The 24471-nt window shown below is 52.1% G+C and carries 23 protein-coding genes and 1 riboswitch; of the genes, 12 read left to right on the forward strand and 11 right to left on the reverse strand.

Going from position 1 to position 24471, the window contains the following annotated elements; all coding sequences use genetic code 11:
• Positions 1-10: 10 nt before the first annotated feature.
• On the forward strand, positions 11-325 hold the full coding sequence (locus AL515_RS20775; protein WP_003024557.1) for a putative quinol monooxygenase: 315 nt from the start codon (positions 11-13) through the stop codon (positions 323-325).
• A gap of 107 nt (positions 326-432) precedes the next feature.
• Here the strand turns inward: AL515_RS20775 and parE are convergent, their stop codons facing one another.
• The 5 genes from parE to nudF are packed head-to-tail and all read right to left on the reverse strand — an operon-like array spanning position 433 to position 4838.
• Positions 433-2325, reverse strand: coding sequence for a DNA topoisomerase IV subunit B (gene parE, locus AL515_RS20780; RefSeq protein WP_040233967.1), 1893 nt, complete (start codon positions 2323-2325; stop codon positions 433-435).
• Between the two features lie 28 nt (positions 2326-2353).
• Entirely contained in the window at positions 2354-2935 is a 582-nt protein-coding gene (yqiA, locus tag AL515_RS20785; protein WP_003024575.1) for an esterase YqiA, read from the reverse strand.
• The gene (gene cpdA / locus AL515_RS20790) at positions 2935-3762 is read right to left on the reverse strand and encodes a 3',5'-cyclic-AMP phosphodiesterase (protein ID WP_048213238.1); all 828 of its coding nucleotides are present in this window, start codon (positions 3760-3762) and stop codon (positions 2935-2937) included. Before cpdA ends, yqiA begins: the two co-directional genes overlap by 1 nt.
• A 24-nt stretch (positions 3763-3786) precedes the next feature.
• On the reverse strand, positions 3787-4209 hold the full coding sequence (locus AL515_RS20795) for a DUF1249 family protein (protein ID WP_005123087.1): 423 nt from the start codon (positions 4207-4209) through the stop codon (positions 3787-3789).
• On the reverse strand, positions 4206-4838 hold the full coding sequence (nudF, locus tag AL515_RS20800) for an ADP-ribose diphosphatase (RefSeq protein WP_040233966.1): 633 nt from the start codon (positions 4836-4838) through the stop codon (positions 4206-4208). Before nudF ends, AL515_RS20795 begins: the two co-directional genes overlap by 4 nt.
• A gap of 199 nt (positions 4839-5037) precedes the next feature.
• Here nudF and tolC point away from each other — a divergent pair, with 199 nt between their 5' ends.
• The 3 genes from tolC to AL515_RS20820 all read left to right on the forward strand — a co-directional run bounded on the left by tolC (position 5038) and on the right by AL515_RS20820 (position 8520).
• Positions 5038-6519 carry an outer membrane channel protein TolC gene (gene tolC / locus AL515_RS20805; RefSeq protein ID WP_086523458.1) on the forward strand — a complete coding sequence of 494 codons (1482 nt, stop codon included), beginning with the start codon at positions 5038-5040 and terminating at the stop codon, positions 6517-6519.
• A 157-nt stretch (positions 6520-6676) separates the two neighbouring features.
• Positions 6677-7354, forward strand: coding sequence for a DUF1190 family protein (locus AL515_RS20815; RefSeq protein ID WP_003024591.1), 678 nt, complete (start codon positions 6677-6679; stop codon positions 7352-7354).
• A 5-nt stretch (positions 7355-7359) separates the two neighbouring features.
• Positions 7360-8520 carry a glutathionylspermidine synthase family protein gene (locus AL515_RS20820; RefSeq protein ID WP_048213241.1) on the forward strand — a complete coding sequence of 387 codons (1161 nt, stop codon included), beginning with the start codon at positions 7360-7362 and terminating at the stop codon, positions 8518-8520.
• A 43-nt stretch (positions 8521-8563) separates the two neighbouring features.
• Here the strand turns inward: AL515_RS20820 and ygiD are convergent, their stop codons facing one another.
• Positions 8564-9352, reverse strand: coding sequence for a 4,5-DOPA dioxygenase extradiol (ygiD, locus tag AL515_RS20825; protein ID WP_105242194.1), 789 nt, complete (start codon positions 9350-9352; stop codon positions 8564-8566).
• A 147-nt stretch (positions 9353-9499) separates the two neighbouring features.
• Here ygiD and zupT point away from each other — a divergent pair, with 147 nt between their 5' ends.
• The 4 genes from zupT (at position 9500) to dsbI (ending at position 14090) form a co-directional block, all read left to right on the forward strand.
• A complete protein-coding gene (gene zupT, locus AL515_RS20830; RefSeq protein WP_003024600.1) occupies positions 9500-10273 on the forward strand; it encodes a zinc transporter ZupT in 774 nt (257 codons plus the stop codon).
• Between the two features lie 636 nt (positions 10274-10909).
• Positions 10910-12706 (forward strand): aryl-sulfate sulfotransferase, encoded by a 1797-nt coding sequence (locus AL515_RS20840; RefSeq protein ID WP_048213243.1) that lies wholly within the window; start codon positions 10910-10912, stop codon positions 12704-12706.
• 23 nt (positions 12707-12729) lie between these two features.
• Complete coding sequence (locus AL515_RS20845; RefSeq protein WP_061068601.1) at positions 12730-13398, forward strand: thiol:disulfide interchange protein DsbA/DsbL; 669 nt, start codon at positions 12730-12732, stop codon at positions 13396-13398.
• A 14-nt stretch (positions 13399-13412) separates the two neighbouring features.
• Positions 13413-14090: a protein-disulfide oxidoreductase DsbI gene (dsbI, locus tag AL515_RS20850; protein WP_048213245.1), complete on the forward strand. Its 678-nt coding sequence runs from the start codon at positions 13413-13415 to the stop codon at positions 14088-14090.
• An 83-nt stretch (positions 14091-14173) separates the two neighbouring features.
• Here the strand turns inward: dsbI and ribB are convergent, their stop codons facing one another.
• Complete coding sequence (gene ribB, locus AL515_RS20855) at positions 14174-14827, reverse strand: 3,4-dihydroxy-2-butanone-4-phosphate synthase (protein WP_048213246.1); 654 nt, start codon at positions 14825-14827, stop codon at positions 14174-14176.
• Between the two features lie 106 nt (positions 14828-14933).
• A riboswitch (FMN riboswitch) is annotated at positions 14934-15083 on the reverse strand.
• Between the two features lie 132 nt (positions 15084-15215).
• Between ribB and ubiK the strand changes: the two genes are divergently transcribed.
• On the forward strand, positions 15216-15512 hold the full coding sequence (gene ubiK, locus AL515_RS20860) for a ubiquinone biosynthesis accessory factor UbiK (RefSeq protein WP_048213247.1): 297 nt from the start codon (positions 15216-15218) through the stop codon (positions 15510-15512).
• Between the two features lie 33 nt (positions 15513-15545).
• Here the strand turns inward: ubiK and glgS are convergent, their stop codons facing one another.
• Positions 15546-15752 carry a cell surface composition regulator GlgS gene (glgS, locus tag AL515_RS20865; RefSeq protein ID WP_086523459.1) on the reverse strand — a complete coding sequence of 69 codons (207 nt, stop codon included), beginning with the start codon at positions 15750-15752 and terminating at the stop codon, positions 15546-15548.
• Positions 15753-16012: 260 nt separating this feature from the next.
• Here glgS and AL515_RS20870 point away from each other — a divergent pair, with 260 nt between their 5' ends.
• The 3 genes from AL515_RS20870 (at position 16013) to AL515_RS23885 (ending at position 18616) form a co-directional block, all read left to right on the forward strand.
• Positions 16013-16642, forward strand: coding sequence for an OB-fold-containig protein (locus AL515_RS20870; RefSeq protein ID WP_061068602.1), 630 nt, complete (start codon positions 16013-16015; stop codon positions 16640-16642).
• 24 nt (positions 16643-16666) lie between these two features.
• A complete protein-coding gene (locus AL515_RS20875) occupies positions 16667-18346 on the forward strand; it encodes a flotillin family protein (protein ID WP_048213250.1) in 1680 nt (559 codons plus the stop codon).
• Between the two features lie 210 nt (positions 18347-18556).
• Complete coding sequence (locus AL515_RS23885) at positions 18557-18616, forward strand: type I toxin-antitoxin system Ibs family toxin (RefSeq protein WP_137346154.1); 60 nt, start codon at positions 18557-18559, stop codon at positions 18614-18616.
• A gap of 124 nt (positions 18617-18740) precedes the next feature.
• Here AL515_RS23885 and hldE read toward each other — a convergent pair whose 3' ends face one another.
• The 3 genes from hldE to AL515_RS20895 form a co-directional block, all read right to left on the reverse strand.
• Positions 18741-20174 carry a bifunctional D-glycero-beta-D-manno-heptose-7-phosphate kinase/D-glycero-beta-D-manno-heptose 1-phosphate adenylyltransferase HldE gene (gene hldE / locus AL515_RS20885; RefSeq protein ID WP_048213251.1) on the reverse strand — a complete coding sequence of 478 codons (1434 nt, stop codon included), beginning with the start codon at positions 20172-20174 and terminating at the stop codon, positions 18741-18743.
• Positions 20175-20233: 59 nt separating this feature from the next.
• On the reverse strand, positions 20234-23074 hold the full coding sequence (glnE, locus tag AL515_RS20890; RefSeq protein WP_061068603.1) for a bifunctional [glutamate--ammonia ligase]-adenylyl-L-tyrosine phosphorylase/[glutamate--ammonia-ligase] adenylyltransferase: 2841 nt from the start codon (positions 23072-23074) through the stop codon (positions 20234-20236).
• Positions 23075-23166: 92 nt separating this feature from the next.
• Positions 23167-24468, reverse strand: coding sequence for a CYTH domain-containing protein (locus tag AL515_RS20895; RefSeq protein WP_061068604.1), 1302 nt, complete (start codon positions 24466-24468; stop codon positions 23167-23169).
• Between the last annotated feature and the right edge of the window lie 3 nt (positions 24469-24471).

Consider the following 24471-nt stretch of genomic DNA (forward strand, 5'->3'; position numbering starts at 1 on the left):
GGAGTTAACCATGCTTACCGTTATTGCAGAAATCCGTACACGTCCAGGTCAACACCACCGCCAGGCGGTACTGGATCAGTTTGCTAAAATCGTTCCGACTGTACTGAAAGAAGAAGGCTGCCACGGCTATGCGCCAATGGTCGATCATGCAGCAGGTGTGAGTTTTCAGACCACAGCACCAGACTCAATCGTGATGGTTGAACAGTGGGAAAGTATTGCGCACCTTGAAGCGCATTTGCAGACCCCGCATATGAAAGCCTACAGCGAAGCCGTGAAAGGCGACGTGCTGGACATGAATATCCGTATTCTGGAATCGGGTATTTAAGGTTGTCGATTTGCCGGATGAGGCTTTGCTATCCGGCATATAATCGCTTCGTCAGATGAGAGCCGGATAAGGCATTTTACGCCCCTCTCCGGCTTTTCTACATGCAATTAGCCTTCGAGATCCGCCAGGTCACCTTTCTCTTGCAACCAGTTACGACGATCCTCTGAACGTTTCTTGGCCAGCAGCATATCCATCACCGCATTCGTACGCTGATCGTCCTCATCATCAATGATGAGCTGCACCAGGCGACGCGTATTGGGGTCCAGCGTCGTTTCACGTAACTGCATCGGGTTCATTTCACCCAGACCTTTAAAGCGCTGGACGTTCGGCTTGCCTTTCTTGCGCTTTAACTGCTCCAGTACGCCCGCTTTTTCTTCTTCCGTCAGCGCGTAATACACCTCTTTGCCGAGATCGATACGATACAACGGCGGCAGCGCCACATAGACGTGACCGTGTTTAACCAGCGTACGGAAGTGTTTCACAAACAGCGCGCACAGTAGCGTAGCGATGTGCAGACCATCGGAGTCCGCATCCGCCAGAATACAGATCTTGCCATAGCGCAGTTGGCTCAGATCATCACTGTCCGGATCGATGCCGATCGCTACCGAAATATCATGCACTTCCTGCGAGGCCAGCACTTCATCAGAAGAGACTTCCCAGGTATTGAGGATCTTACCTTTGAGCGGCATGATCGCCTGGAATTCACGATCGCGCGCCTGCTTGGCCGATCCGCCCGCCGAGTCACCTTCGACGAGGAACAGTTCGGTGCGATTGAGATCCTGTGCGGTACAGTCCGCCAGTTTCCCCGGTAGCGCCGGACCGCTGGTCAGCTTTTTGCGTACCACTTTTTTCGCCGCACGCAAACGACGCTGTGCGCTGGAAATCGCCATTTCCGCCAGCAGCTCGGCTGACTGCACGTTCTGGTTCAGCCACAGGCTAAAGGCATCTTTCACTACGCCAGAAACGAATGCCGCACACTGACGCGAAGAAAGACGCTCTTTGGTCTGTCCGGCAAATTGTGGATCCTGCATTTTTACCGACAGCACATAGGCGCAACGATCCCAGATATCTTCTGCTGACAGCTTCACGCCGCGCGGCAGAATATTACGGTACTCGCAGAATTCGCGCATCGCGTCCAGCAGTCCCTGACGCAGGCCGTTAACATGCGTACCACCCTGCATGGTTGGGATCAGGTTGACATAACTTTCAGTCAGTAATTCACCGCCTTCCGGCAGCCAGAGCAGCGCCCAGTCTACGGTTTCTGTTTCACCGCTGAAATTACCGATAAACGGTTTTTCCGGCAGCGTTGGCAGACCGTTTACGGCTTCGCTCAGGTAGTCATTCAGACCGTCCTGGTAGCACCAGCGCTGCTCGCTGTTGTTAACTTCATCTTTAAAGGTGATCTCTACGCCCGGACACAGCACCGCTTTGGCTTTCAGTACGTGCGTTAAGCGAGAAACAGAGAAACGCGGGCTGTCAAAGAAGGTTTCATCCGGCCAGAAGTGTACGCTGGTACCGGTATTGCGTTTACCACAAGTACCGACCACCTGCAGATCCTGCACTTTGTCACCGTTTTCAAACGCGATGTTGTACACCTGCCCGTCGCGGCGTACGTTCACTTCCACACGTTTGGACAGGGCGTTAACAACAGAGATACCCACACCGTGCAGCCCCCCGGAGAACTGGTAGTTCTTGTTGGAGAACTTGCCGCCCGCGTGCAGACGACAGAGGATCAGCTCAACCGCCGGAACACCCTCTTCAGGGTGAATGTCTACTGGCATACCGCGTCCGTCGTCAATGACTTCCAGCGATTGATCGGCATGTAAAATCACATCCACGCGTTTCGCGTGGCCAGCCAGTGCTTCATCCACACTGTTATCAATCACTTCCTGTCCAAGATGGTTCGGACGGGTCGTATCGGTGTACATCCCAGGGCGACGGCGTACCGGCTCAAGCCCAGTGAGTACCTCAATGGCATCAGCGTTATAAGTTTGCGTCATGGTTTAAATAAGCAATTCGAATTGATCGTCAGAAACTGTGCAGTCCAAGGAAATCGACAATCGGGTTGAAATAATCTTCGAAGCCCGTGAATGCGTGGTTTCCGCCCTCAATAACTGTCTGACGGCAGGAGGCGTAATACGCCACCGCCTGGCGGTAGTCCAACACTTCATCGCCCGTTTGTTGAAGCAGCCAAATCAAATCCGGCGCTTCCAGCGGGTCAATCTGCATGACTTTAAGATCGTAAATATGGCGTGACTCTAGCACATATTGCTGCCCCGTGTAGGGGTTCTCGTTCTGACCGAGATAGTCGACCAGCAGTTCGTAAGGCCGCACGGCAGGGTTCACGACCACCGCTGGCAGCATAAAACATTGCGACAGCCAGGTGGCGTAATAGCCTCCTAATGACGAGCCGACAATCCCCAGCGACTCGCCGCCATGCTCAAGGATAATTGACTCCAGCATCTCTGCCGCCTGGGCTGGATACGGAGGTAACTGCGGTACGATCATCTCAACGTGCGGATGGTGCTCCGCCAGCCAGTTTTTTAGCAGACATGCCTTCGCCGAGCGAGGAGAACTGTTAAATCCATGAAGATAGAGAAGCGTAGACATCAGTAGCCTTCTGAAGCGGTATCAGGGTGGAACCGATTACCCTGTAGACGACACACCTGGGTCTGTAACGTACCGTCGGCAAAGAGTTCCAGCGTCCGCCAGCCGGGGCTGATGGTATCTAACGTGAAGTTGGAACAATGCGGCTTAAACTGCACGCAGGTCGATGGCGTCGCCAGCAGGCGGCGGCCGTTCCAGTCGAGATCCAGCTCCTGATGAATATGCCCGCACAGCAGATACTTCACGCGCGGATAGTTCACCAGCACGTTGTCGAGCTCCGCCGCATTGCGCAGACTGTGTTGATCGAGCCAACTGCAGCCCGCAGGCAAAGGATGATGATGCAGAAGCAGCAAGGTATTGCGCTCAGGCGCATCGGCAAGTTTACGCTCCAGCCATTCAAGCTGAAATTCGCTTAACTCACCGTGAGGGACGCCGAACACCTGGCTGTCGAGCAACAATATTTGCCACTGTTCACCGATGAAGATGCGTTTGGCGGGGGAAATACCCGCATCCTGAAGCGCGCTGTACATCGCTGGCTGAAAGTCGTGATTACCTGGTAACCAAACGCAGGGCGCACGAAAACTTGCGATGCCCTCAGCAAAATGCTGATAGGCCGCAGCGGATTGATCCTGCGCCAAATCCCCAGTCGCAACGATCAGATCGTACTCTGGCGACTCTGCATGTATGGCATCCAGTACGCACTGGTAGCTATCCCAGGTGTTCACACCCAGTAAGGTTTCATGCTTTTCGGCAAACAGGTGAGTGTCTGTAATTTGTAAGATCCTGACTCTGGCCTCACCAGCCAAAGGAAGGGTTAACAGGCTTTCCAAATGGTGTCCTTAGGTTTCACGACGCTAATAAACCGGAATCGCCATCGCTCCATGTGCTAAACAGTACCGTAACCAGTCGGCCAAAAACTGATTAATTTGATGCTTTTCGTCGCGTTGATGCAACTTTTTATTTGGATAATCATACCGCGCTTTGAAGCGAAAGATCTGCTGACTTGAACACACTTCAGCCACCCTCGCATCATGATACAGGCGCACGGTCAGCGACGGCAGGCTCCAGTAGGTAACCGCTGGTGCCGTCTGTTCGATCGCGACAAGCGTAGTGTATCGGGTCGATTCCACAATCGTTAATCGATATTGTGCGTTTGCAACCTGATAGCTCACTGTTTCACCGGCTGCATCATTGCGTGGCAACAGGCGGCGCAACTGCGAAAAATTGGTTTCGCACAGGCGCATCATTTCAGGGAAGTCAGGTGTGTAACGCTTCATTTTTTCCACTCAGTTTTTAACTCTTGATAGTGCAGCTGTAACCATTGCAAGGCGATGACAGAAGCCGCGTTGTCGATTATCCCCTCTTCTACCCATTGATAAGCCTGTTCCCGACTCACCACATGAACACGAATATCTTCGTTTTCATCCGCCAGACCGTGGATACCATTTGCGGTCGAAGCGTCCACTTCACCTACCAAAATAGACAGGCGCTCACTGGTGCCGCCAGGGCTTGCCAGATAACTCAGCACGGGTTTCGTACGTTTAACGTCCAGTCCGGCTTCTTCCATTGCTTCACGGCGAGCCACATCTTCAACGGTTTCGCCTTCCTCAATCATTCCGGCTACCATTTCCAGTAGATACGGCGTTTCGCTGGTGTCATAGGCCGCGATGCGGATTTGTTCGACCAACACAACTTCATCCCGCTCAGGGTCAAAGGGTAGCAAGACTGCCGCGTGTCCGCGCTCAAAAATTTCACGCTTCACTTCACCGCTCATACCACCGTTAAACAGGCGATGACGGAAGCGATAAAGATCCAGTGAAAAAAAACCGCGGTATAGTGTTTCTCGTGCAATAATTTCTACATCATTTTTAGTGAATGTCATTGGCAAGTTGTCTGGTTTACGCATTGTGCTGTCCTGGTACCAATAGTGATTAAAATGTGAATTTCAAGGTCGTTTGACTGCTGTTTGAGCGCCCTTGTGTTAAATTGATGCAAATTAACGCCGTATGGCACGTAACGCCAACTTTTTGAAGTGGCGGATTCTGCTAGAATCAGCAATTATTTTTACAATTTGATCAGCGCTAAATACTGCTTCACAACAAGGAATGCAAATGAAGAAATTGCTCCCCATCCTTATCGGCCTGAGCCTGTCGGGGTTCAGTACTCTGAGCCAGGCAGAAAACCTGATGCAGGTTTATCAGCAAGCACGCCTGAGCAACCCGGAATTGCGTAAATCCGCCGCCGATCGCGATGCTGCATTCGAAAAAATTAACGAAGCGCGTAGTCCTTTACTGCCGCAACTGGGCTTAGGTGCCGATTACACCTACAGCAATGGCTTTCGTGATGCCAATGGCGTCAACTCCAACGCGACCAGTGCTTCGTTAAGCCTGACTCAGACTCTGTTCGATATGTCAAAATGGCGTGCCCTGACGCTGCAAGAAAAATCAGCGGGCATCCAGGACGTGACCTATCAGACCGATCAGCAAACGCTGATCCTGAATACTGCCACGGCTTATTTTAACGTATTGAACGCGATTGACGTGCTCTCTTATACCCAGGCACAAAAAGACGCCGTTTATCGTCAGTTGGATCAGACGACCCAGCGTTTTAACGTTGGCCTGGTCGCCATCACTGACGTACAGAACGCCCGTTCACAGTACGATACCGTGTTGGCAAATGAAGTTACCGCGCGTAACAACCTGGACAACGCCGTTGAACAGCTGCGTCAGGTCACCGGCAATTACTACCCGGAACTGGCTTCGCTGAATGTTGATGGCTTTAAAACCAACAAACCGCAGGCGGTAAATTCGCTGCTGAAAGAAGCAGAAAACCGCAATCTGACGTTATTGCAGGCACGTTTAAGCCAGGATCTGGCGCGTGAGCAAATTCGTCTGGCACAGGACGGTCATCTGCCGACGCTGGGTTTAACCGCCTCTACTGGTGTTTCTGATACCTCTTACAGTGGTTCTAAAACTAATACCTCTCAGTATGACGACAGCAACCAGGGCCAGAATAAAATTGGTCTGAACTTCTCGCTGCCGCTGTACCAGGGCGGGATGGTTAATTCGCAGGTGAAACAAGCGCAGTACAACTTTGTTGGCGCCAGTGAACAACTGGAAAGCGCGCACCGCAGCGTAGTACAGACCGTTCGTTCATCATTCAACAACATTAATGCGTCTATCAGTAGCATTAATGCGTACAAACAAGCGGTTGTCTCTGCCCAAAGCTCCCTGGATGCGATGGAAGCCGGCTATTCTGTAGGTACACGTACCATTGTGGACGTGTTGGATGCTACTACCACGCTGTACAACGCTAAGCAGCAGTTGGCAAATGCGCGTTATACCTATCTGATCAACCAGTTAAACATCAAGTCTGCGCTCGGTACGCTTAACGAGCAGGATCTGGTGGCGTTGAACAATACGCTGGGTAAACCTATTTCCACCGCGCCTGACGCCGTTGCGCCGGAAAACACCCAGCAAGACGCCGCAGCAGATGGTTATACTGCCAACAGTGCGGCACCAGCGGTCAAACCGGCAACAGCACGTACAACCAGCAGCAGTAACGGCAACAACCCGTTCCGTAATTGATGCTGTAGACGGGGCTTCGGCCCCGTCTGAACGTAAGGCAACGTAAAGATCTGCCCCTTCCTGCGCATTCTCGCCTCTTCCCGCTTCAATTTCGACCAGTCATCCTCTATCCTGAGCATTATTTACTGTGTTTACCACTGGGTCCTGGAAGACAAAAATGAAACGGACAAAATCGATACATCATGCCTCGTTCCGCAAAAGCTGGAGCGCGCGCCACCTGACTCCTGTCGCCCTGGCAGTTACCGCAGTGTTTATGCTCGCGGGCTGTGAAAAGAGTGACGAAACGGTTTCGCTTTATCAGAACGCGGACGACTGCTCTGCGGCGAATCCGGGTAAAAGCGCCGAATGCACCACCGCGTTTAACAACGCGCTGAAAGAAGCTGAACGCACCGCGCCAAAATACGCCACGCGTGAAGACTGTATTGCTGAATTCGGCGAAGGCCAGTGCCAGCAGGCACCTGCGCAGGCGGGCATGGCACCGACCGGTGAAGGCCAGGCTCAGGCGCAGAATCAAAGCAGCGGCAGCTTCTGGATGCCGCTGATGGCAGGCTACATGATGGGCCGACTGATGGGCGGCGGAATGGGCGCTCAGCAACCGCTGTTCAGCTCGAAAAACCCGGCCAGCCCTGCATACGGCAAATATACTGACGCCAGCGGCAAAAACTACGGCGCAGCAACGCCGGGCCGCACCATGACCGTACCAAAAACCGCCATGGCACCGAAACCTGCCACCACCTCTACCGTAACCCGCGGCGGATTTGGTGAGTCAGTCGCCAAACAGAGCACCATGCAGCGTAGCGCAAGCGGCACCACCACACGTTCGATGGGTGGCTGATCGTCATGGAAAGAGTCAGTATTGTTGAGCGCCCGGACTGGCGCGATAAGGCCACCGAATACGGTTTCAACTTTCACACCATGTACGGCGAGCCGTACTGGTGTGAAGACGCGTACTATAAGCTGACGCTTGCTCAGGTCGAAAAGCTGGAAGAGGTCACCGCAGAGCTGCATCAGATGTGCCTCAAAGTGGTGGAAAAGGTCATTGCCAGCGATGAGCTGATGACCAAGTTTCGCATTCCAAAGCATACCTGGGGCTTTGTCCGCCAGTCCTGGCTGACACAGCAACCGTCGCTCTATTCCCGCCTCGATCTGGCGTGGGACGGTACCGGTGAACCTAAGCTTTTAGAAAACAACGCCGATACGCCAACCTCATTGTACGAAGCCGCCTTTTTCCAGTGGATCTGGCTGGAAGATCAGCTTAATGCGGGCAACCTGCCGGAAGGCAGCGATCAGTTCAACAGCCTGCAGGAAAAGCTGATCGAACGTTTCACTGCGCTGCGCGAGCAGTACGGTTTTCAGTTGCTGCACCTGACCTGCTGTCGCGATACGGTCGAAGATCGTGGAACGATCCAGTATTTGCAGGATTGCGCGGCTGAGGCTGAAATTGCCACTGAATTTCTCTATGTCGAGGATATCGGGCTCGGTGAAAAAGGTCAGTTCACGGACATGCAGGACCAGGTGATCGCCAATCTGTTCAAGCTCTATCCGTGGGAGTTCATGCTGCGTGAAATGTTCTCCACCAAGCTGGAAGACGCTGGCGTCCGCTGGCTGGAACCGGCCTGGAAAAGCATTATCTCCAACAAAGCGTTGTTACCGCTGCTGTGGGAAATGTTCCCGAACCATCCGAATCTTCTGCCGGCGTACTTCGCCGAAGACGACTATCCGCAGATGGATAAGTTTGTCGTGAAACCGATCTTCTCGCGTGAAGGCGCTAACGTTTCCATCATTGAGAACGGTAAAACGATCGAAGCCGTGGAAGGGCCATACGGTGAAGAAGGCATGATCGTGCAGCAGTTCCATCAGCTACCGAAGTTTGGCGACAGCTATATGCTGATCGGCAGCTGGCTGATTAACGATCAACCTGCCGGGATCGGCATTCGCGAAGACAGAGCGTTGATCACCCAGGATCTCTCGCGCTTCTATCCGCATATTTTTGTCGAGTAATTCGTTGTGCCCGGTATCGCTAATGCTTACCGGGCCTACGTTTTTATCCCACCTGTACTGACAACATACTCAGGCTACCCATCTCAATCCCATCAACAGGAATCGTCACCGGCTCTTTGCCATCCCACGCGCCGAGGACATACAGCAGCGGCAGATAGTGATCCGCCGTTGGGTTCGACAGCGATCCGCCTTCATGATCCATATAGTTAACCAGCGGGTGCTGTTCAACCGGTCCCTGCCATGTCAGGTTGGCTTTAACATAATCGTTAAATGAGGTCGCCCACGGGTATGGTGTATTCTCACCATGCCAGCGTGCTGTACGCAGGTTATGCACTACGTTGCCACTGGCCACCAGCATAATGCCTTCATCGCGCAACGCTGCCAGCTTACGGCCCATTTCAAAATGCCACGCCGCAGGTTTGGTGCTATCGACACTCAACTGCACCATCGGGATATCTGCGTTCGGGTACATCTTGATTAGCACACCCCATGAACCGTGGTCAAAACCCCACGCTTCTTTGTCTAAGGCGACGGGCACAGGAGCAAGCAAGTCAACCAGATGCTGTGCCAGTTCTGGCGAGCCCGGGGCCGGATAATGCGTGTCATACAGTGCCTGCGGGAAACCACCAAAATCGTGGATAGTTTTAGGTGCTTCCATCGCGGTTACGCCAGTACCGCGTGTAAACCAGTGTGCCGATACCACAACAATCGCTTTCGGGCGCGGCAACGTTTCCCCCAGTTGCTGCCAGGCACGGGTATAAACGTTATCTTCCAGAACATTCATTGGGCTGCCGTGTCCCAAAAACAATGCTGGCATACGAGTTGAAGACATGATGATATCCTTACTGAGGGAGTCATTTTGATATCACCACAATACGCTTTTTCGGTTGATGAAGAACTCAGATAACCATGATGAAGATCATCAGTTATTTTGACGATCCGCCCCGAACAGCAGATTGATAAGGAGTTTTATTTGTCGATGTCAGTACCTTTACTTCTGACCTTACTGGCAGGCGCCGCCACATTTATCGGTGCATTTCTCGGCGTGCTGGGACAAAAACCCTCTAACCGCGTTCTCGCGTTTTCTCTGGGTTTTGCCGCAGGTATCATGTTGCTGATCTCCCTGATGGAAATGTTGCCAGCCGCACTGGCAGCAGAGGGAATGTCGCCGGTGCTGGGTTACGGGATGTTTATCGTTGGTTTGCTGGGCTACTTTGGCCTGGATCGTTTGCTGCCGCACGCTCACCCTCAGGATTTAGTCCAAAAAACCACACAACCGTTACCCGGTTCCATTAAGCGTACTGCGATTTTATTAACTCTGGGTATCAGCCTGCACAACTTCCCGGAAGGGATTGCAACTTTTGTTACCGCCAGCAGCAACCTCGAACTGGGCTTTGGTATCGCGCTTGCCGTCGCATTACACAATATTCCTGAAGGATTAGCCGTTGCAGGTCCGGTCTATGCAGCCACGGGCTCCAAACGTACCGCTATATTCTGGGCCGGGATCTCGGGAATGGCGGAAATATTAGGTGGGGTACTGGCATGGTTAATTCTGGGCAGTTTGATTTCGCCCGTGGTGATGGCAGCAATTATGGCCGCGGTCGCCGGAATTATGGTGGCGCTGTCAGTCGATGAATTGATGCCACTGGCAAAAGAGATCGACCCAAATAATAATCCCAGCTATGGGGTCCTGTGCGGAATGTCGGTGATGGGGTTAAGCCTCGTCATCCTCCAGTCCATGGGAATCGGATAATCCAGAGGGCGGATGCCACCCTGCTCATTTACAGCATCCGCTCATCCATAGCAGAACGTGAAGGACTATTCCTGTTCCTTAATCACGCTGTTATCTTCACCAGAGCGACGAAAGAGTTTGTTTCGCGCCTCGAGCAATGCGTCTCTGTCTTGCCGGAATGCCCGGCAATAACGCTTCATATGGCAATAATAACCCAATGCAACGAATGCAATTAATACGATCCAATACCAGGCAATAAACATTCTTTTACCCTTAACATTTAACATCATTAAACATTTAACGTTAAAATTTTACACAAGCTTATTCTGACATACTCCTATAGTGGCATATTCCAGAAACAAATATATGATTTCGATCATATAAACCAGCGGCTAAGCCAATAGTCAAACTCGCTATAGAAAATAAAACAATGTCGACAAGATCACACTACGCAATAATAAATATTGTTCTCAGAATATCTCACTCATACTATCGGAAATAATAAAAAATAATTTCCACAAATAATACATTTTATCAATATTAATATATTCACCATAATAGTTGAATCAGTAACACCATTTTATATTTTATCGACACTATGAAAACATAATATATTCAGCATAATTATATTTATAGGTAATATAAGGAGATATATCCATGTTTATACAATATCGAAAAACGCTTCTCGCAGGCACTCTGGCACTGACGTTTGGATTAACAGTCGGAAACTCTTTTGCCGCGGGTTTTCAACCCGCCCAACCCGCAGGGAAACTGGGCGCAATAGTCGTTGATCCTTATGGAAACGCCCCGCTTACCGCGTTAGTGGAATTAGACAGTCACGTTATCTCAGATGTTAAAGTCACCGTTCATGGCAAAGGCGAGAAAGGAGTTCCTGTTACTTATACTGTTGGCAAAGAATCGTTAGCAACCTATGACGGCGTGCCTATTTTTGGTCTTTATCAAAAGTTTGCTAATAAGGTCACCGTTGAATATAAAGAAAATGGCAAAGCCATGAAGGATGATTATGTGGTGCAAACGTCCGCCATCGTTAATCACTACATGGATAACCGTTCAATTTCCGATTTACAGCAAACGAAAGTGATTAAGGTAGCGCCTGGTTTTGAAGACCGTCTCTATCTGGTGAATACCCATACCTTCACGGCACAAGGGGCGGAATTCCACTGGCATGGCGAAAAAGATAAAAATGCCGGCATCCTGGATGCGGGTCCTGCGGGCGGGGCATTACCCTTTGACATTGCCCCCTTCACCTTTATCGTCGATACGGAAGGTGAATATCGTTGGTGGCTGGATCAAGATACCTTCTACGATGGCCATGACATGGATATCAATAAGCGCGGTTACTTGATGGGTATCCGGGAAACGCCGCGCGGCACCTTCACAGCCGTTCAGGGTCAGCATTGGTACGAATTCGATATGATGGGGCAGATTCTGGCCGATCATAAGCTACCGCGCGGATTCCTTGACGCATCGCATGAATCGATCGAAACAATCAACGACACCGTGCTGCTTCGCGTGGGCAAACGCGATTATCGCAAAGAAGATGGCATCCATGTGCAAACCATCCGTGATCAGATAATTGAAGTAGACAAGTCCGGCCGTGTGGTTGACGTGTGGGATCTGACAAAAATACTCGATCCGATGCGTGATGCGCTTCTGGGTGCACTGGACGCAGGCGCGGTATGCGTCAACGTTGACCTCGCTCATGCCGGTCAACAGGCGAAACTGGAGCCAGATACACCTTACGGTGACGCCCTCGGGGTGGGTGCAGGTCGTAACTGGGCGCACGTTAACTCCATTGCCTATGATGCCAAAGATGACTCCATTATTATCTCTTCCCGCCATCAGGGCGTCGTTAAAATCGGTCGCGATAAACAGGTGAAATGGATCCTCGCTCCGTCGAAAGGCTGGAATAAGGCGCTGGCAAGCAAGCTGTTAAAACCGGTTGATGGTAAAGGCAACGCGCTAAAATGTGACGAAAACGGCAAGTGCGAAAACACCGATTTCGATTTTACTTATACACAGCACACCGCATGGCTCTCGAGCAAAGGGACATTAACCATCTTTGACAACGGCGATGGTCGTGGGCTCGAACAACCAGCATTGCCGACGATGAAATATTCCCGTTTCGTCGAATATAAAATTGACGAGAAAAAAGGTACCGTTCAGCAAATCTGGGAATACGGCAAAGAACGCGGTTACAACTTCTATAGTCCCATCACCTCGGTTATCGAATATCAGAAAGACCGTGACACCATGTTTGGCTTTGGTGGTTCAATTAATTTATTTGACGTTGGGCAACCAACCATTGGCAAAATCAATGAAATTGACTACAAGACCAAAGAAGTCAAAGTTGAGATTGATGTCCTTTCAGATAAGCCAAACCAAACTCACTACCGTGCATTACTGGTCCGCCCACAACACATATTTAAATAATCGCGTTAGATTAAGGATTAATTATGTCATCTAAATGGATTACTTCATTATTTAAAAGCGTGATATTAACTGCAGCGCTTGCCACGTCGTTTGCCGCCTCCGCTTTTACAGAAGGCACTGATTATATGGTTTTAGAGAAACCGATTCCGAATGCTGATAAAACGTTAATCAAAGTATTTAGCTACGCCTGTCCGTTCTGTTACAAATATGATAAAGCCGTGACTGGCCCGGTTTCTGAAAAAGTGGCCGATCTCGTCACCTTCACACCATTTCATCTGGAAACCAAAGGGGAATATGGTAAACAGGCCAGTGAAGTTTTTGCAGTAATGATTGCTAAAGATCAGGCCGCAGGGATTTCATTATTTGATGCCAAATCGCAGTTCAAAAAAGCGAAATTCGCTTATTACGCTGCTTACCACGACAAGAAAGAGCGCTGGTCAGATGGTAAAGATCCGGCCGCATTCATTAAAACAGGTCTGGATGCTGCAGGCATGAGCCAGACAGATTTTGACGCCGCGCTGCAAGATCCCACCGTTCAGCAAACGCTGGAGAAATGGAAAGCGGCATACGACGTCGCCAAAATTCAGGGGGTTCCGGCTTACGTCGTTAATGGTAAATACCTGATCTACACCAAAAGTATCAAATCCATTGACTCCATGGCTGAGCTTGTCAGAGAGCTGGCGACAAAATAAACAGGGACCAGGCTATGGCTTTCATAAAAGGATTTTGGCGGGACTTACGTACCACGCCGGTTGATACGCTGGTGAGATGGCAGGAACGGCGCTTTCTGTGGCTACTGATGGCGTGCGCGATGGGCGGGTTAATAATACTGGCGCACTCATTCTTTCAAATCTATCTCTATATGGCTCCCTGCGAGCAGTGTGTCTACATTCGCTTCGCCATGTTTGTGATGGTTTTCGGTGGATTGATCGCGGCAATAAATCCCAAAAATGTTGCTCTGAAGCTTATTGGCTGCATCGCGGCATTTTATGGCAGCATCATGGGCATTAAGTTCTCCATCAAACTTAACGGCATTCATTATGCTGTACATAACCCGGATCCGGACTCACTGTTTGGCGTCCAGGGATGTTCCACCGATCCGATATTCCCTTTCAATTTGCCGCTGGCAAACTGGGCTCCGGAGTGGTTTAAGCCCACAGGAGATTGCGGCTATGACGCCCCCGTGGTTCCCGATGGCGTAGCACTCAGCAGTACGCAAAAGTGGTTTATCGATCTATACCAACAGTCTGAAGGCTGGTATCTGCTCCCGCCGTGGCATTTTATGAACATGGCACAGGCCTGTTTGCTGGCCTTTGGTTTATGTTTACTACTGCTGGTGATAATGAGTGGAGCCTGGGCTTTAAAACTGACCAGAACCAAATAATTGGAGCAAGAAACAAAAAAACCGAAGCCAGGAAGACGGCTTCGGTTTTTTATGCTTACCACAACTAACGTGGTAATAGTCTATTAGCTGGCTTTGCGCTCGTGCGCCTGACGATAAGCCACTAAATCTTCGATAGTGACTACAGCCATATTGTGCTTGCCGGCAAACTCAATACACTGTGGCGCACGCGCCATGGTGCCATCATCGTTAGTCAATTCGCACAGCACACCAGCCGGTTTAAAACCAGCCAGCGTCACCAGATCGATGGTGGCTTCGGTGTGGCCACCGCGAGTTAACACACCGCCAGCCTGAGCACGCAGCGGGAAAACGTGACCCGGGCGGTTCAGATCGGAAGGTTTAGCGCCATCTTTAATCGCCGCGCGAACTGTAGTGACACGGTCTGCTGCGGAAACACCGGTAGTCACACCTTCTGCAGCTTCAATGGTCACGGTAAAACCCGTACCATAAGCGCTGGTGTTATTTTCCACCATCATCGGCAGATCGAGCTGTTTGCGTCGGTCTTCAGTGATGCACAGGCAAACAATACCGCTACCGTGACGGATGGTCAGCGCCATCTGTTCAACGGTCATGGTTTCTGCCGGGAAAATCATATCACCTTCGTTTTCACGGTCTTCATCGTCAAGCACCATCACACCGCGTCCTTCACGCAGTGCAGCAAGCGCATGTTCAACACGTTCGAAAGGCGTACCAAAAGAGGAAAGTAGCGTCTGATTCATGGTAAAAAAACCTCACTAAATTTATGGTTACCAGAATCAGGGCAGTCTTAGGAGTGCCGTCAAAGCGGCAAAAAAATAACGTGAGCGGGTCCATGCCCGACTGGATCGTTACTCTCTCCCATCCGGACTCTAACCGTCGGCCCCGGAATTACACCGGATCTGCTGACCTTTTCGCATTCACGAAAAGCGCTCGCGGGCTTTCAACATCAGTTGATTTACCGCCGGTGGGGAATTTCGCCCCGCCCTGAGAATAAGCGGGTTAACTATAACGCTATTGATTACCTTCATCAACGCCTTTACTCGTCTTAGCTTCACACAATTCTGGTTTATGCCTGTGCCAGTTCGCACTACAATAGGCAGCAACACGTACCAGTTCAGGGAAACCACAATGATTGACCCGAAAAAAATTGAGCAGATTGCTCGTCAGGTTCATGAGTCGATGCCGAAAGGGATCCGCGAGTTTGGCGAAGACGTCGAGAAGAAAATTCGTCAAACGCTTCAGTCACAGCTGACCCGTCTGGATCTGGTAAGCCGTGAAGAGTTTGATGTACAGACTCAGGTTTTGCTGCGTACTCGTGAGAAGCTGGCGCTGCTTGAGCAACGCCTGACTGAGCTGGAATCGCGTGAAACAACGGCAGAAGTTAAGCCTGCCCCGGCGATCCCATCAGTCGATCCGCAAGAGTAAAAACGACAACGGGCCGCAAGGCCCGTTTCTCTGTTAGTGTTCCAGTTCCAGCTTCCTGGCCTCCGTCGCCTGCTGGCAGTAAAGTGCATAGCGTTTGCAAAACCAGCTACGGTGTTCTTCATCCATATTCCCAGTTATCGCCTGGATATCAACGGGATGGCCCTCAGCCTGCATCCTGGCAAAACTTCGGGCCAGGAAATCGAAATTGTTCATTGAATACATACTGCTGTTCATGAGCATACCCTCCAGTTATTGAATATCTGCTAAGGCCATATGCTTTTTCTGATTCCAGTATTTCCCTGGATGCGAAGATATTCTGCACATATTGTGCGCAAAAAAACCTTCAGCTTCACAGTTTCCTACGAAATCTAAGAGGGGGATGAGCCTCTTTTCGGATTCAAGACCAGGAGGACGCATGTTATTGTAACGTCATGTAAAAGTAAGAGGTGAAACCATTACTTTTGACACTATCAGGGAACGCGGTCGCAGGAGGAAGAAAGTTGGTTTTATTCACGGATTATAACGGACCCTACCTGTTTGCTATTTCATTTGTCCTGCTGATTGGCTTACTGGAAGTCATCTCTCTTGTTTTCGGGCACTTCCTTTCGGGCGCACTGGATGCGCATCTCGATCACTACGATGCCCTGACTTCAGGCAATATTGGACAAGCGCTGCACTATTTGAATATCGGACGTATTCCCGCACTGATCGTGCTGTGCTTACTCGCTGGCTTCTTTGGACTCTTCGGCATCCTTCTTCAACATGGTTCGGTCACACTGTGGCAAGCTCCGCTCAGCAACCTGCTGCTTGCTCCGCTGAGTTTTATTCTTGCCGTCTTCGCCGTGCATTACAGCGGAAAAATCATTGCTCCCTGGCTGCCACGGGATGAAACCACCGCTCTCGCAGAAGATGAGTTTATCGGCAGCATGGCGATTATTATCGGACATTCCGCAAGTGCCGGAACCCCATGCGAAGGGAAATTTACCGATAAGTTCGGGCAGACCCACTATGTGCTACTAGAGCCTGAAGCAGGCAAAGAATTCAAAAAAGGAGACAAGGTGCTGATTATCTGCCGACTCTCCGCAACGCGTTACCTGGCCGAGCTAAACCCCTGGCCAAATGTTTTGTAATTTTTACTTTAAGGGAATAACACAATGGATGATGTTTTTGGCATGTTACCTTCATGGATGTTTACCGCTATTGTGGCGGTGGTCGTCTTATTAATTATCGGGATTATCTTTGCCCGCCTGTATCGCCGCGCGTCAGCTGAACAGGCGTTTGTACGTACCGGACTTGGCGGGCAAAAGGTGGTGATGAGCGGTGGCGCAATTGTCATGCCCATCTTCCACGAAATTATTCCTATCAACATGAACACCCTCAAACTTGAGGTGAGCCGTTCGACTGTCGACAGCCTCATCACTAAAGACCGTATGCGTGTGGATGTCGTCGTCGCCTTTTTCGTGCGTGTAAAACCGTCTGTTGAAGGGATTGCTACCGCCGCACAGACCCTGGGGCAGCGGACGCTGTCACCAGAGGATTTACGTGTGCTAATAGAAGATAAGTTTGTCGATGCCCTGCGTGCCACTGCGTCGCAGATGACCATGCATGAACTGCAGGATACGCGTGAAAACTTCGTTCAGGGCGTACAAAATACCGTCGCGGAAGACCTGTCCAAAAACGGCCTGGAACTGGAGAGCGTTTCACTCACCAACTTTAACCAGACCGAAAAAGTCCATTTCAACCCGAATAACGCCTTTGATGCCGAGGGTCTTACCAAGCTGACCCAGGAAACAGAACGCCGTCGCCGCGAACGTAACGAAGTCGAACAGGACGTTGAAGTTGCGGTGCGTGAGAAAAACCGTGATGCGCTGTCGCGCAAGCTGGAGATCGAGCAGCAGGAAGCCTTCATGACGCTCGAGCAGGAGCAGCAGGTGAAAACCCGCACGGCCGAGCAAAACGCCAAAATCGCCGCCTTCGAAGCCGAACGTCATCGTGAAGCTGAACAGACGCGTATCCTTGCCGAACGCCAGATTCAGGAAACAGAAATCGAACGCGAGCAGGCGGTGCGCTCAAGAAAAGTCGAGGCCGAGCGTGAAGTTCGTATCAAAGAGATCGAACAGCAGCAGGCAACGGAGATAGCCAACCAGACCAAGTCCATAGCCATTGCTGCCAAGTCCGAGCAACAGTCTCAGGCTGAAGCGCGAGCTAACGATGCGCTGGCCGAAGCGGTTCGCGCCCAGCAGAACGTAGAAACCACCCGCCAGACCGCAGAAGCGGATCGTGCCAAACAGGTCGCGCTGATCGCCGCGGCGCAGGATGCAGAAACCCAGGCAGTTGAATTGACCGTGCGGGCAAAAGCCGAAAAAGAAGCCGCAGAATTGCAGGCGGCGGCAATTGTGGAACTGGCCGAAGCGACGCGCAAAAAAGGTCTCGCAGAAGCCGAAGCCCAGCGTGCACTCAACGATGCCATCAACGTGCTTTCCGACGAACAGACCAGCCTGAAATTTAAGCTGGCTCTGCTGCAGTCTCTGCCAGCGGTTATTGAGAAATCCGTTGAGCCAATGAAGTCTATCGATGGGATCAAGATTATCCAGGTTGATGGCCTGAATCGTGGTGGCGCCGTCGGTGAAGTGAACGCAGGTAACGTAAGCGGTGGAAATTTGGCTGAGCAGGCATTATCAGCCGCCCTTGCCTATCGTACACAAGCGCCGCTGATTGACTCACTGTTAAATGAAATTGGTTTGTCCGGCGGTTCGCTAAATGCGCTTACCACTCCGTTAAACGCCACGACAACAGTCGACGTTAACCATCAGACAACGATAAAAGAAGAATAACGACTTCTGCCTTATGTCCCCCGTCCCTGGCCCATAAAGCCGGGGATTTTTTATTCTGGCGCGCCGTTTTGCGTGGATGCTCCAGCAATAAAAAACCTGCGGGAGAAAGCCCTTGCGCCTGTCAGGTCGCTCACTAACAATCGCTTGGTCAGCAAGGGGCTGCAACGAGAAAGCCCCTCTCGAAGAAGGGGCTTTAATAAGGAAAGGGTTATGATGAAGCGAGTCATCATACTGGTTGTGCTGTTACTGTTAAGTTTCCACGCTTACTAACAGTCAATCAGAGGGGGGAGAAATCCCCTCTCACCCTTATTCCTTTACTTTAGGTCGAAAAAACAGCAGCGTCAACAGCGGGAAACGCACAGAAACGAAAAGTTTGACCCGTTTCCAGCATTTGTTATTTATCGCTGTCTTTCTGGATCTTCTTGATGATATTGGTCGTTGAGCAGCCATCTTCGAAGTTCAGCACCAACACTTCTCCGCCGTTGGCCCATACCTCTTTGCTGCCCGCAATATCTTCTGGCTTATAGTCGCCGCCTTTGACCAGCAGATCCGGCAGGATGCCAGCGATCAGACGCTGCGGCGTATCCTCTTCAAAAGAGACCACCCAGTCGACGGATTCCAGCGCGCCCAACACGATCATGCGCTGTTCCAGCGGGTTGACCGGACGCGTTTCGCCTTTCAGACGTTTGGTCGACGCATCGCTGTTTACCGCCACGATCAGGCGATCGCCCAGCTTGCGCGCATTTGCCAGATAGGAGACATGGCCCGCATGCAGGATGTCGAACACGCCGTTAGTCATCACCACTTTCTCACCGCGCTTGCGGGCGCTGGCGACGGCCTGTTTCAGCTCAGATTCGCTCATCACGCCAAAACCAGTATCAGCCCGACCACGCACGGCGTTTTCCAGTTCAATCGGAGAAACGGTGGAGGTTCCCAGTTTACCGACCACAACACCGGCAGCAGCGTTAGCAAAATAGCACGCCTCTTCCAGCGAATTACCCGCCGCCAGCGTCGCCGCCAGCACGCCGATTACCGTATCGCCCGCACCGGTCACGTCATACACTTCCTGCGCCTGCGTCGGCATATGCAGTGGCGATTTGCCCGGTTGCAGCAACGTCATCCCCTGTTCTGAACGGGTAATCAGCAGTGCGGAAAGGTCGAAATCAGCAATCACTTTCATACCGCGCTCAACCAGTTCATCTTCGCTTTTGCATTTACCGGCTACCGCTTCAAACTCAGACAGGTTCGGCGTTAGCAGCGTTGCGCCGCGGTAACGTTCAAAATCGGTCCCTTTCGGATCGATAAGCACCGGCACGCCAGCCTTACGCGCCAGAGCAATCATTTGCTGCACGCTTGCCAACGCGCCTTTGGCATAGTCAGAGAGCACCAGAGCGCCGATAGAACCCAGCGCCTGGTTAATTCGCTCGTGCAGCGGTTGCGGATCCACGCCTTCAAAACCTTCTTCGAAATCCAGGCGAATCAACTGCTGGTTACGGGAAAGCACGCGCAGTTTGGTGATTGTCGGATGCGTCGGCACGGAAACGAAGTCGCATTTTACGTTCACATCCGCCAGCGTTTTGCTCAGCGCACGCGCCGCGTCATCGATACCAGTCAAACCCACCAGACGAGAATTTGCGCCCAGAGAGGCAATGTTCATCGCCACGTTTGCTGCGCCACCGGGACGTTCTTCGATGGTATCGACCTTCACCACCGGAACCGGCGCTTCAGGTGAAATACGGCTGGTAGGGCCGTACCAGTAGCGATCCAGCATCACATCACCGACAACCATGACTCCTGCACGTTCAAACTCTGGCAGCGTTACTTTCATTCCTGTCTCCTGAGAGATTCTCTGAGGGTCTTAAAATTTGCGCGCGATAATAGCACACTTCACTCGGCAACCAGCCACTTCTGCCAGCTGTCACGCACCAGCGTACGTTCAGCGCTGAAGTGTTCCGCCGCTACATGGCCCGGAAGTTCCTGCAGGGCAAGATGGTGAAGTTCGTCGCGCAGCGTTGTATAAGCGCGGGTAAGCGCCAGCGCTTCCTGCTCATCCATAATGTCGTTTTGCGCCAGCAATTCCAGAATGCGCACGTTATCCGACCAGCGCGTCAGCTTCGGTTTTTCATGCGCATAGCGCAGCACCAGATATTGCGTAATAAATTCAATATCTGTAATGCCACCCTCATCCGCTTTAATATCAAAACGATCCCGATGCTTATTGCCCAAATGGGCGCGCATTTTCTCACGCATTTCACGCACGTCGGTCTGCAAGGTTTTCCCATCACGGACGAGGGTCATGATATCGCGACGAATCGCATCAAACTGAGAGGTCAACTGCGGGTCGCCGTATACCACGCGAGCACGCACCAGCGCCTGATGTTCCCACGTCCAGGCTTCGTTGCGCTGGTAGTCAGCGAAAGCATCTGTTGAGGTCACCAGCATTCCCGCCGCGCCAGACGGACGCAGCCGCGCATCCACTTCGTACAAAATACCGGACGAGGTACGGGTGCTGAAAAGGTGCATAATGCGCTGCGACAGACGCAGATAGAACTGTCGCCCATCAATCTCACGCTCACCGTCCGTCATCACGTCCATCGGGCAATCATGCAGGAAGATCAAATCAAGATCGGAACTGTAGCCCAGTTCCCAGCCGCCCAGTTTGCCATAGCCGACGACGGCAAAACCGCGCCCCTCACGTTCGCCAAGATGGGTAGGTTGCCCGTAGCGAGCAACCATCTGCGTCCACGCCTGCTGGACTACCGCATCAATAATCGCTTCCGCCAGCCAGGTTAAGTGATCGCTCACTTTCATCACTGGCAGCGTACCGGCAATATCAGCCGCCGCAATTCGCAAAAGCTGCGTTTGCTTAAACTGGCGCAGTGCCTCCAGTTGCTGTTCTTCGTCATCTTCCGGTACGCGCAGCAAATACTGGCGCAGCTCATCGCGGTAGGCATCCGTCGCGGTGGGTTGATACAGGGTGTTCGGATCCAGCAGTTCATCGAGCAACAGCGGATACCGCGCCAGCTGGCTGGCAATCATCGGCGAGGCGGCACAGAGTGAAATCAGGTGCTTAAGCGCGCCCGGGAATTCACTCAGCAGCTCCAGATAGGTCGTGCGGGTCACAATGCCCACCAGCAGCGGTGTGATGCGCGACAGCGGTATTGAGGCGTCGTCACGCGTACAGACATCGCTCAACAGATGCGGCATTAAATGATCCAGCACCTGACGTCCTCGCGGGCCAATGGTGCGTTTATCCAGCTCTTTGCGGAAATCGGCAATCAGAGACAGCACGCGCCGCCGATCTTCATCCGCCAGATGCGTCAGCACTGGCGTGGTGTCATCTTCCTGTAAGGCGTCCTGCCACAATTCACGCCACAGTTCTGAGAGCGACTCTTCCTGGGTTTCGGCCTCGTCATCGCCAATCAGCTCGTTAAATACCCGGCGTACGTTGTCCATATGATTGGCCAGTACATCGGTTAATTGCTGCCAGTCATCAACGTTCATCCCCCACGCCAGTCGCGCGCGATTCAGTTCATCGCCCGGCAGCGTTTGGGTCTGTTCATCATTGATGCTTTGCAGCAGGTTTTCCAGGCGGCGTAAATAGAGATAGGCTGCACGCAGTTGTTCCGCGTCGGTATCAGACAGCAGGTGTAATTCATTGATGGCACTGAGCGTGGGTAACAGCGAGCGGGATTGCAGCGACGGCTCCCGCCCACCGCGAATAAGCTGGAATACCTGCACGATAAATTCGATTTCACGAATGCCGCCCGCCCCCAGCTTGATGTTGTCTTTCAGGCCACGACGGCGTACTTCACGCGCAATCATCCCTTTCATGTTACGCAGCGACTGGATCACGCTAAAATCAATATAGCGACGGAAGACAAAAGGCCGCAGCATCGCGCGAAGCTCGCTGACGTAAGTACCGTCAGAATCGCCCATAATGCGGGCTTTGACCATCGCATAGCGTTCCCAGTCGCGCCCTTGCTCCTGGTAATAATCCTCCAGCGCGGAGAAGCTCAGCACCAGCGGGCCGCTGTCGCCAAACGGGCGTAAACGCATATCCACCCGATAGACAAACCCATCCATTGTGGGCTGATCCAGCACTTTGATAAGCCGCTGGCCCATACGGGTAAAGAACTGCGCGTTATCCAGCTCGCGACGCCCACCCTGTGTGCTGCCGTGTTCCGGCCAGGCAAAAATCAGATCGATATCAGAAGAAAAATTCAGCTCGCCGCCGCCGAGTTTTCCCATACCTAAAATCAGCAGCGGCTGCGCCACACCTTCAGAATTACAGGGCGTACCCCACTCTCGACAGCAGGCGTCATACAACCAGTCTCGAGCGGCAATAATCAGCGTTTCAGCCAGATGGCTTAACTGCTGCAAAATACTCTCTTCCGTCACCAGCGACAGCGTCTGCGCCCAGGCAATACGCACCATGATACGGCGGCGAAACAGGCGCAGCTCGCGCATCAGCGTGTTTTCATCGCCGACGTCAACCAATGCTTGCTGCAACCACTCGGCATAGTGTTGCCATTCATCCGCCTGGGGTGGCGCACTTTCCAGCTCAACCAGCCATTCGGGATGGGCAATCATGCTGTCGCGGACAAAATCACTGAATGTAAGCACTGACTTCGCCTGCACGCTTAGCGAGGGCTCAGAGATTGCTGCTGGCAGCCGCTCAACAACGGTCTGCCAGTACTGCTGTAACGGTGAAGAGAGCTGCTTCATGTATGGGACATCCTTTGCGTATTGAGGCTCATGGTATGGCCTCGTAGGCCTGATAAGCGCAGCGCCATCAGGCATCCCGGCCTCAACCCTGATTATCGTTTTCCGCTGTGCAGCCAGAACGGCTCCAGCGCGATCGCCTCGTTGCGGAAGTGTTCAATTTCAATATATTGGTTAGCTATAATGGCGCGACGTAAGCCCTGCCAGTTGGCGATCCATTCCGATGCAACATTTTCGTCGTAGTATCCCGCCAGCATCAGCATGCTATCAATGTTGCGCGTCAGGCGCGGTAGCTGATCGACGTACTTATCGCCCAACGGCTGAGCGAAAGTGGTTTTCAGCTCAGCGGCATGGCGTGAAAGATGGGTATCAGAGAAGCGCTTAAAGGAGTCGGCAATTTTGCCCTGCGCCTTCGCATCCAGGAACGGCTGCCACCCTTTGGTCACCAGCCATTCGGTCAGCGCCAGCTTGGCCATTGCCGTTTGCGTACTGTAAACCGCCGAAATAGCAGAAACGTCCGACGCAATGATCGCTTCCGATTGGGTCAGCAAATCACGTAAGTGAGCGCTCGCTTTTCGTGGCACATTACCGCCAAACAACATCAGAATGTGACGCACCAGACCCATTGCCGCCAGCACCTCGGCTTTCGCCCCTTTCACGCCGCGTACCCACAGCTCTTCGTGATACTGCCACTGTGATAATGCCAGCTCCAGCGCCGCTTCCAGCCCCTGCTCAATGCTCGCCTTCGCCGGAACCTGTAAAATGCGCGTCGGTTTGAGTTCGCGCGGCGCATTCCCCTGGGCCAAATGATAACCGCGCGCTGCTTTGCTCAAACTGCCCTGGCGTAAACCGGTTTGCGAAACCAGCTGGTTTGCCAGCTTCAGTACCGCACGGGTATCGCCGCTTAGCAGTTCAAGTTCAAGCTCACAGATAGGTTCTGCAAACTCGCCCGCTTTCACTTCCCCCAGATCGAGGGCCATTTCAATCCGGCTGCCATCAACATCAACCAACCATTTCTCACGGTAAAAATCGGTGCTGAACAACGGTTGCACTTGAGAAGCAAGTTCAGCGGGCAGCTCGCCATCGGGCCAGACTTCCGTTGGGAACAAGGTGAGATCCAGCTCAGGCGCGTTTAGTGCAACGTTATATTCCGGCCGCTGGTGCAGTCCGCCCGTCACGCGTCCGGCAATTTTCATGGTCATTTCGTAATGACCGTTTTCACCGCGAATACGCAGCCCCATATCGTGACCACGCAACCACGCATCCGGCGTTTCGTAGTAAATATTCAGCAACTGGCTGGGCGCATGATGCTCTCCCCCCAGCGTATTCAGACGTTCACGCAGCGCATCTACAGCGTCACTATTAACGATAAATTTTAATTCGATTTCCTGGGCCATGGT

This window comes from Citrobacter sp. FDAARGOS_156, assembly GCF_001559235.2.
In the GTDB taxonomy this organism is placed as follows: domain Bacteria; phylum Pseudomonadota; class Gammaproteobacteria; order Enterobacterales; family Enterobacteriaceae; genus Citrobacter; species Citrobacter youngae.

Bases quoted from the DNA above. Each gene is read 5' to 3' on its own strand.
- AL515_RS20775 (WP_003024557.1), top strand. From the start codon at position 11: ATGCTTACCGTTATTGCAGAAATCCGTACACGTCCAGGTCAACACCAC.
- parE (WP_040233967.1), bottom strand. From the start codon at position 2,325: ATGACGCAAACTTATAACGCTGATGCCATTGAGGTACTCACTGGGCTT.
- yqiA (WP_003024575.1), bottom strand. From the start codon at position 2,935: ATGTCTACGCTTCTCTATCTTCATGGATTTAACAGTTCTCCTCGCTCG.
- AL515_RS20795 (WP_005123087.1), bottom strand. From the start codon at position 4,209: ATGAAGCGTTACACACCTGACTTCCCTGAAATGATGCGCCTGTGCGAA.
- nudF (WP_040233966.1), bottom strand. From the start codon at position 4,838: ATGCGTAAACCAGACAACTTGCCAATGACATTCACTAAAAATGATGTA.
- tolC (WP_086523458.1), top strand. From the start codon at position 5,038: ATGCAAATGAAGAAATTGCTCCCCATCCTTATCGGCCTGAGCCTGTCG.
- AL515_RS20815 (WP_003024591.1), top strand. From the start codon at position 6,677: ATGAAACGGACAAAATCGATACATCATGCCTCGTTCCGCAAAAGCTGG.
- AL515_RS20820 (WP_048213241.1), top strand. From the start codon at position 7,360: ATGGAAAGAGTCAGTATTGTTGAGCGCCCGGACTGGCGCGATAAGGCC.
- ygiD (WP_105242194.1), bottom strand. From the start codon at position 9,352: ATGTCTTCAACTCGTATGCCAGCATTGTTTTTGGGACACGGCAGCCCA.
- zupT (WP_003024600.1), top strand. From the start codon at position 9,500: ATGTCAGTACCTTTACTTCTGACCTTACTGGCAGGCGCCGCCACATTT.
- AL515_RS20840 (WP_048213243.1), top strand. From the start codon at position 10,910: ATGTTTATACAATATCGAAAAACGCTTCTCGCAGGCACTCTGGCACTG.
- AL515_RS20845 (WP_061068601.1), top strand. From the start codon at position 12,730: ATGTCATCTAAATGGATTACTTCATTATTTAAAAGCGTGATATTAACT.
- dsbI (WP_048213245.1), top strand. From the start codon at position 13,413: ATGGCTTTCATAAAAGGATTTTGGCGGGACTTACGTACCACGCCGGTT.
- ribB (WP_048213246.1), bottom strand. From the start codon at position 14,827: ATGAATCAGACGCTACTTTCCTCTTTTGGTACGCCTTTCGAACGTGTT.
- ubiK (WP_048213247.1), top strand. From the start codon at position 15,216: ATGATTGACCCGAAAAAAATTGAGCAGATTGCTCGTCAGGTTCATGAG.
- glgS (WP_086523459.1), bottom strand. From the start codon at position 15,752: ATGCTCATGAACAGCAGTATGTATTCAATGAACAATTTCGATTTCCTG.
- AL515_RS20875 (WP_048213250.1), top strand. From the start codon at position 16,667: ATGGATGATGTTTTTGGCATGTTACCTTCATGGATGTTTACCGCTATT.
- hldE (WP_048213251.1), bottom strand. From the start codon at position 20,174: ATGAAAGTAACGCTGCCAGAGTTTGAACGTGCAGGAGTCATGGTTGTC.
- glnE (WP_061068603.1), bottom strand. From the start codon at position 23,074: ATGAAGCAGCTCTCTTCACCGTTACAGCAGTACTGGCAGACCGTTGTT.
- AL515_RS20895 (WP_061068604.1), bottom strand. From the start codon at position 24,468: ATGGCCCAGGAAATCGAATTAAAATTTATCGTTAATAGTGACGCTGTA.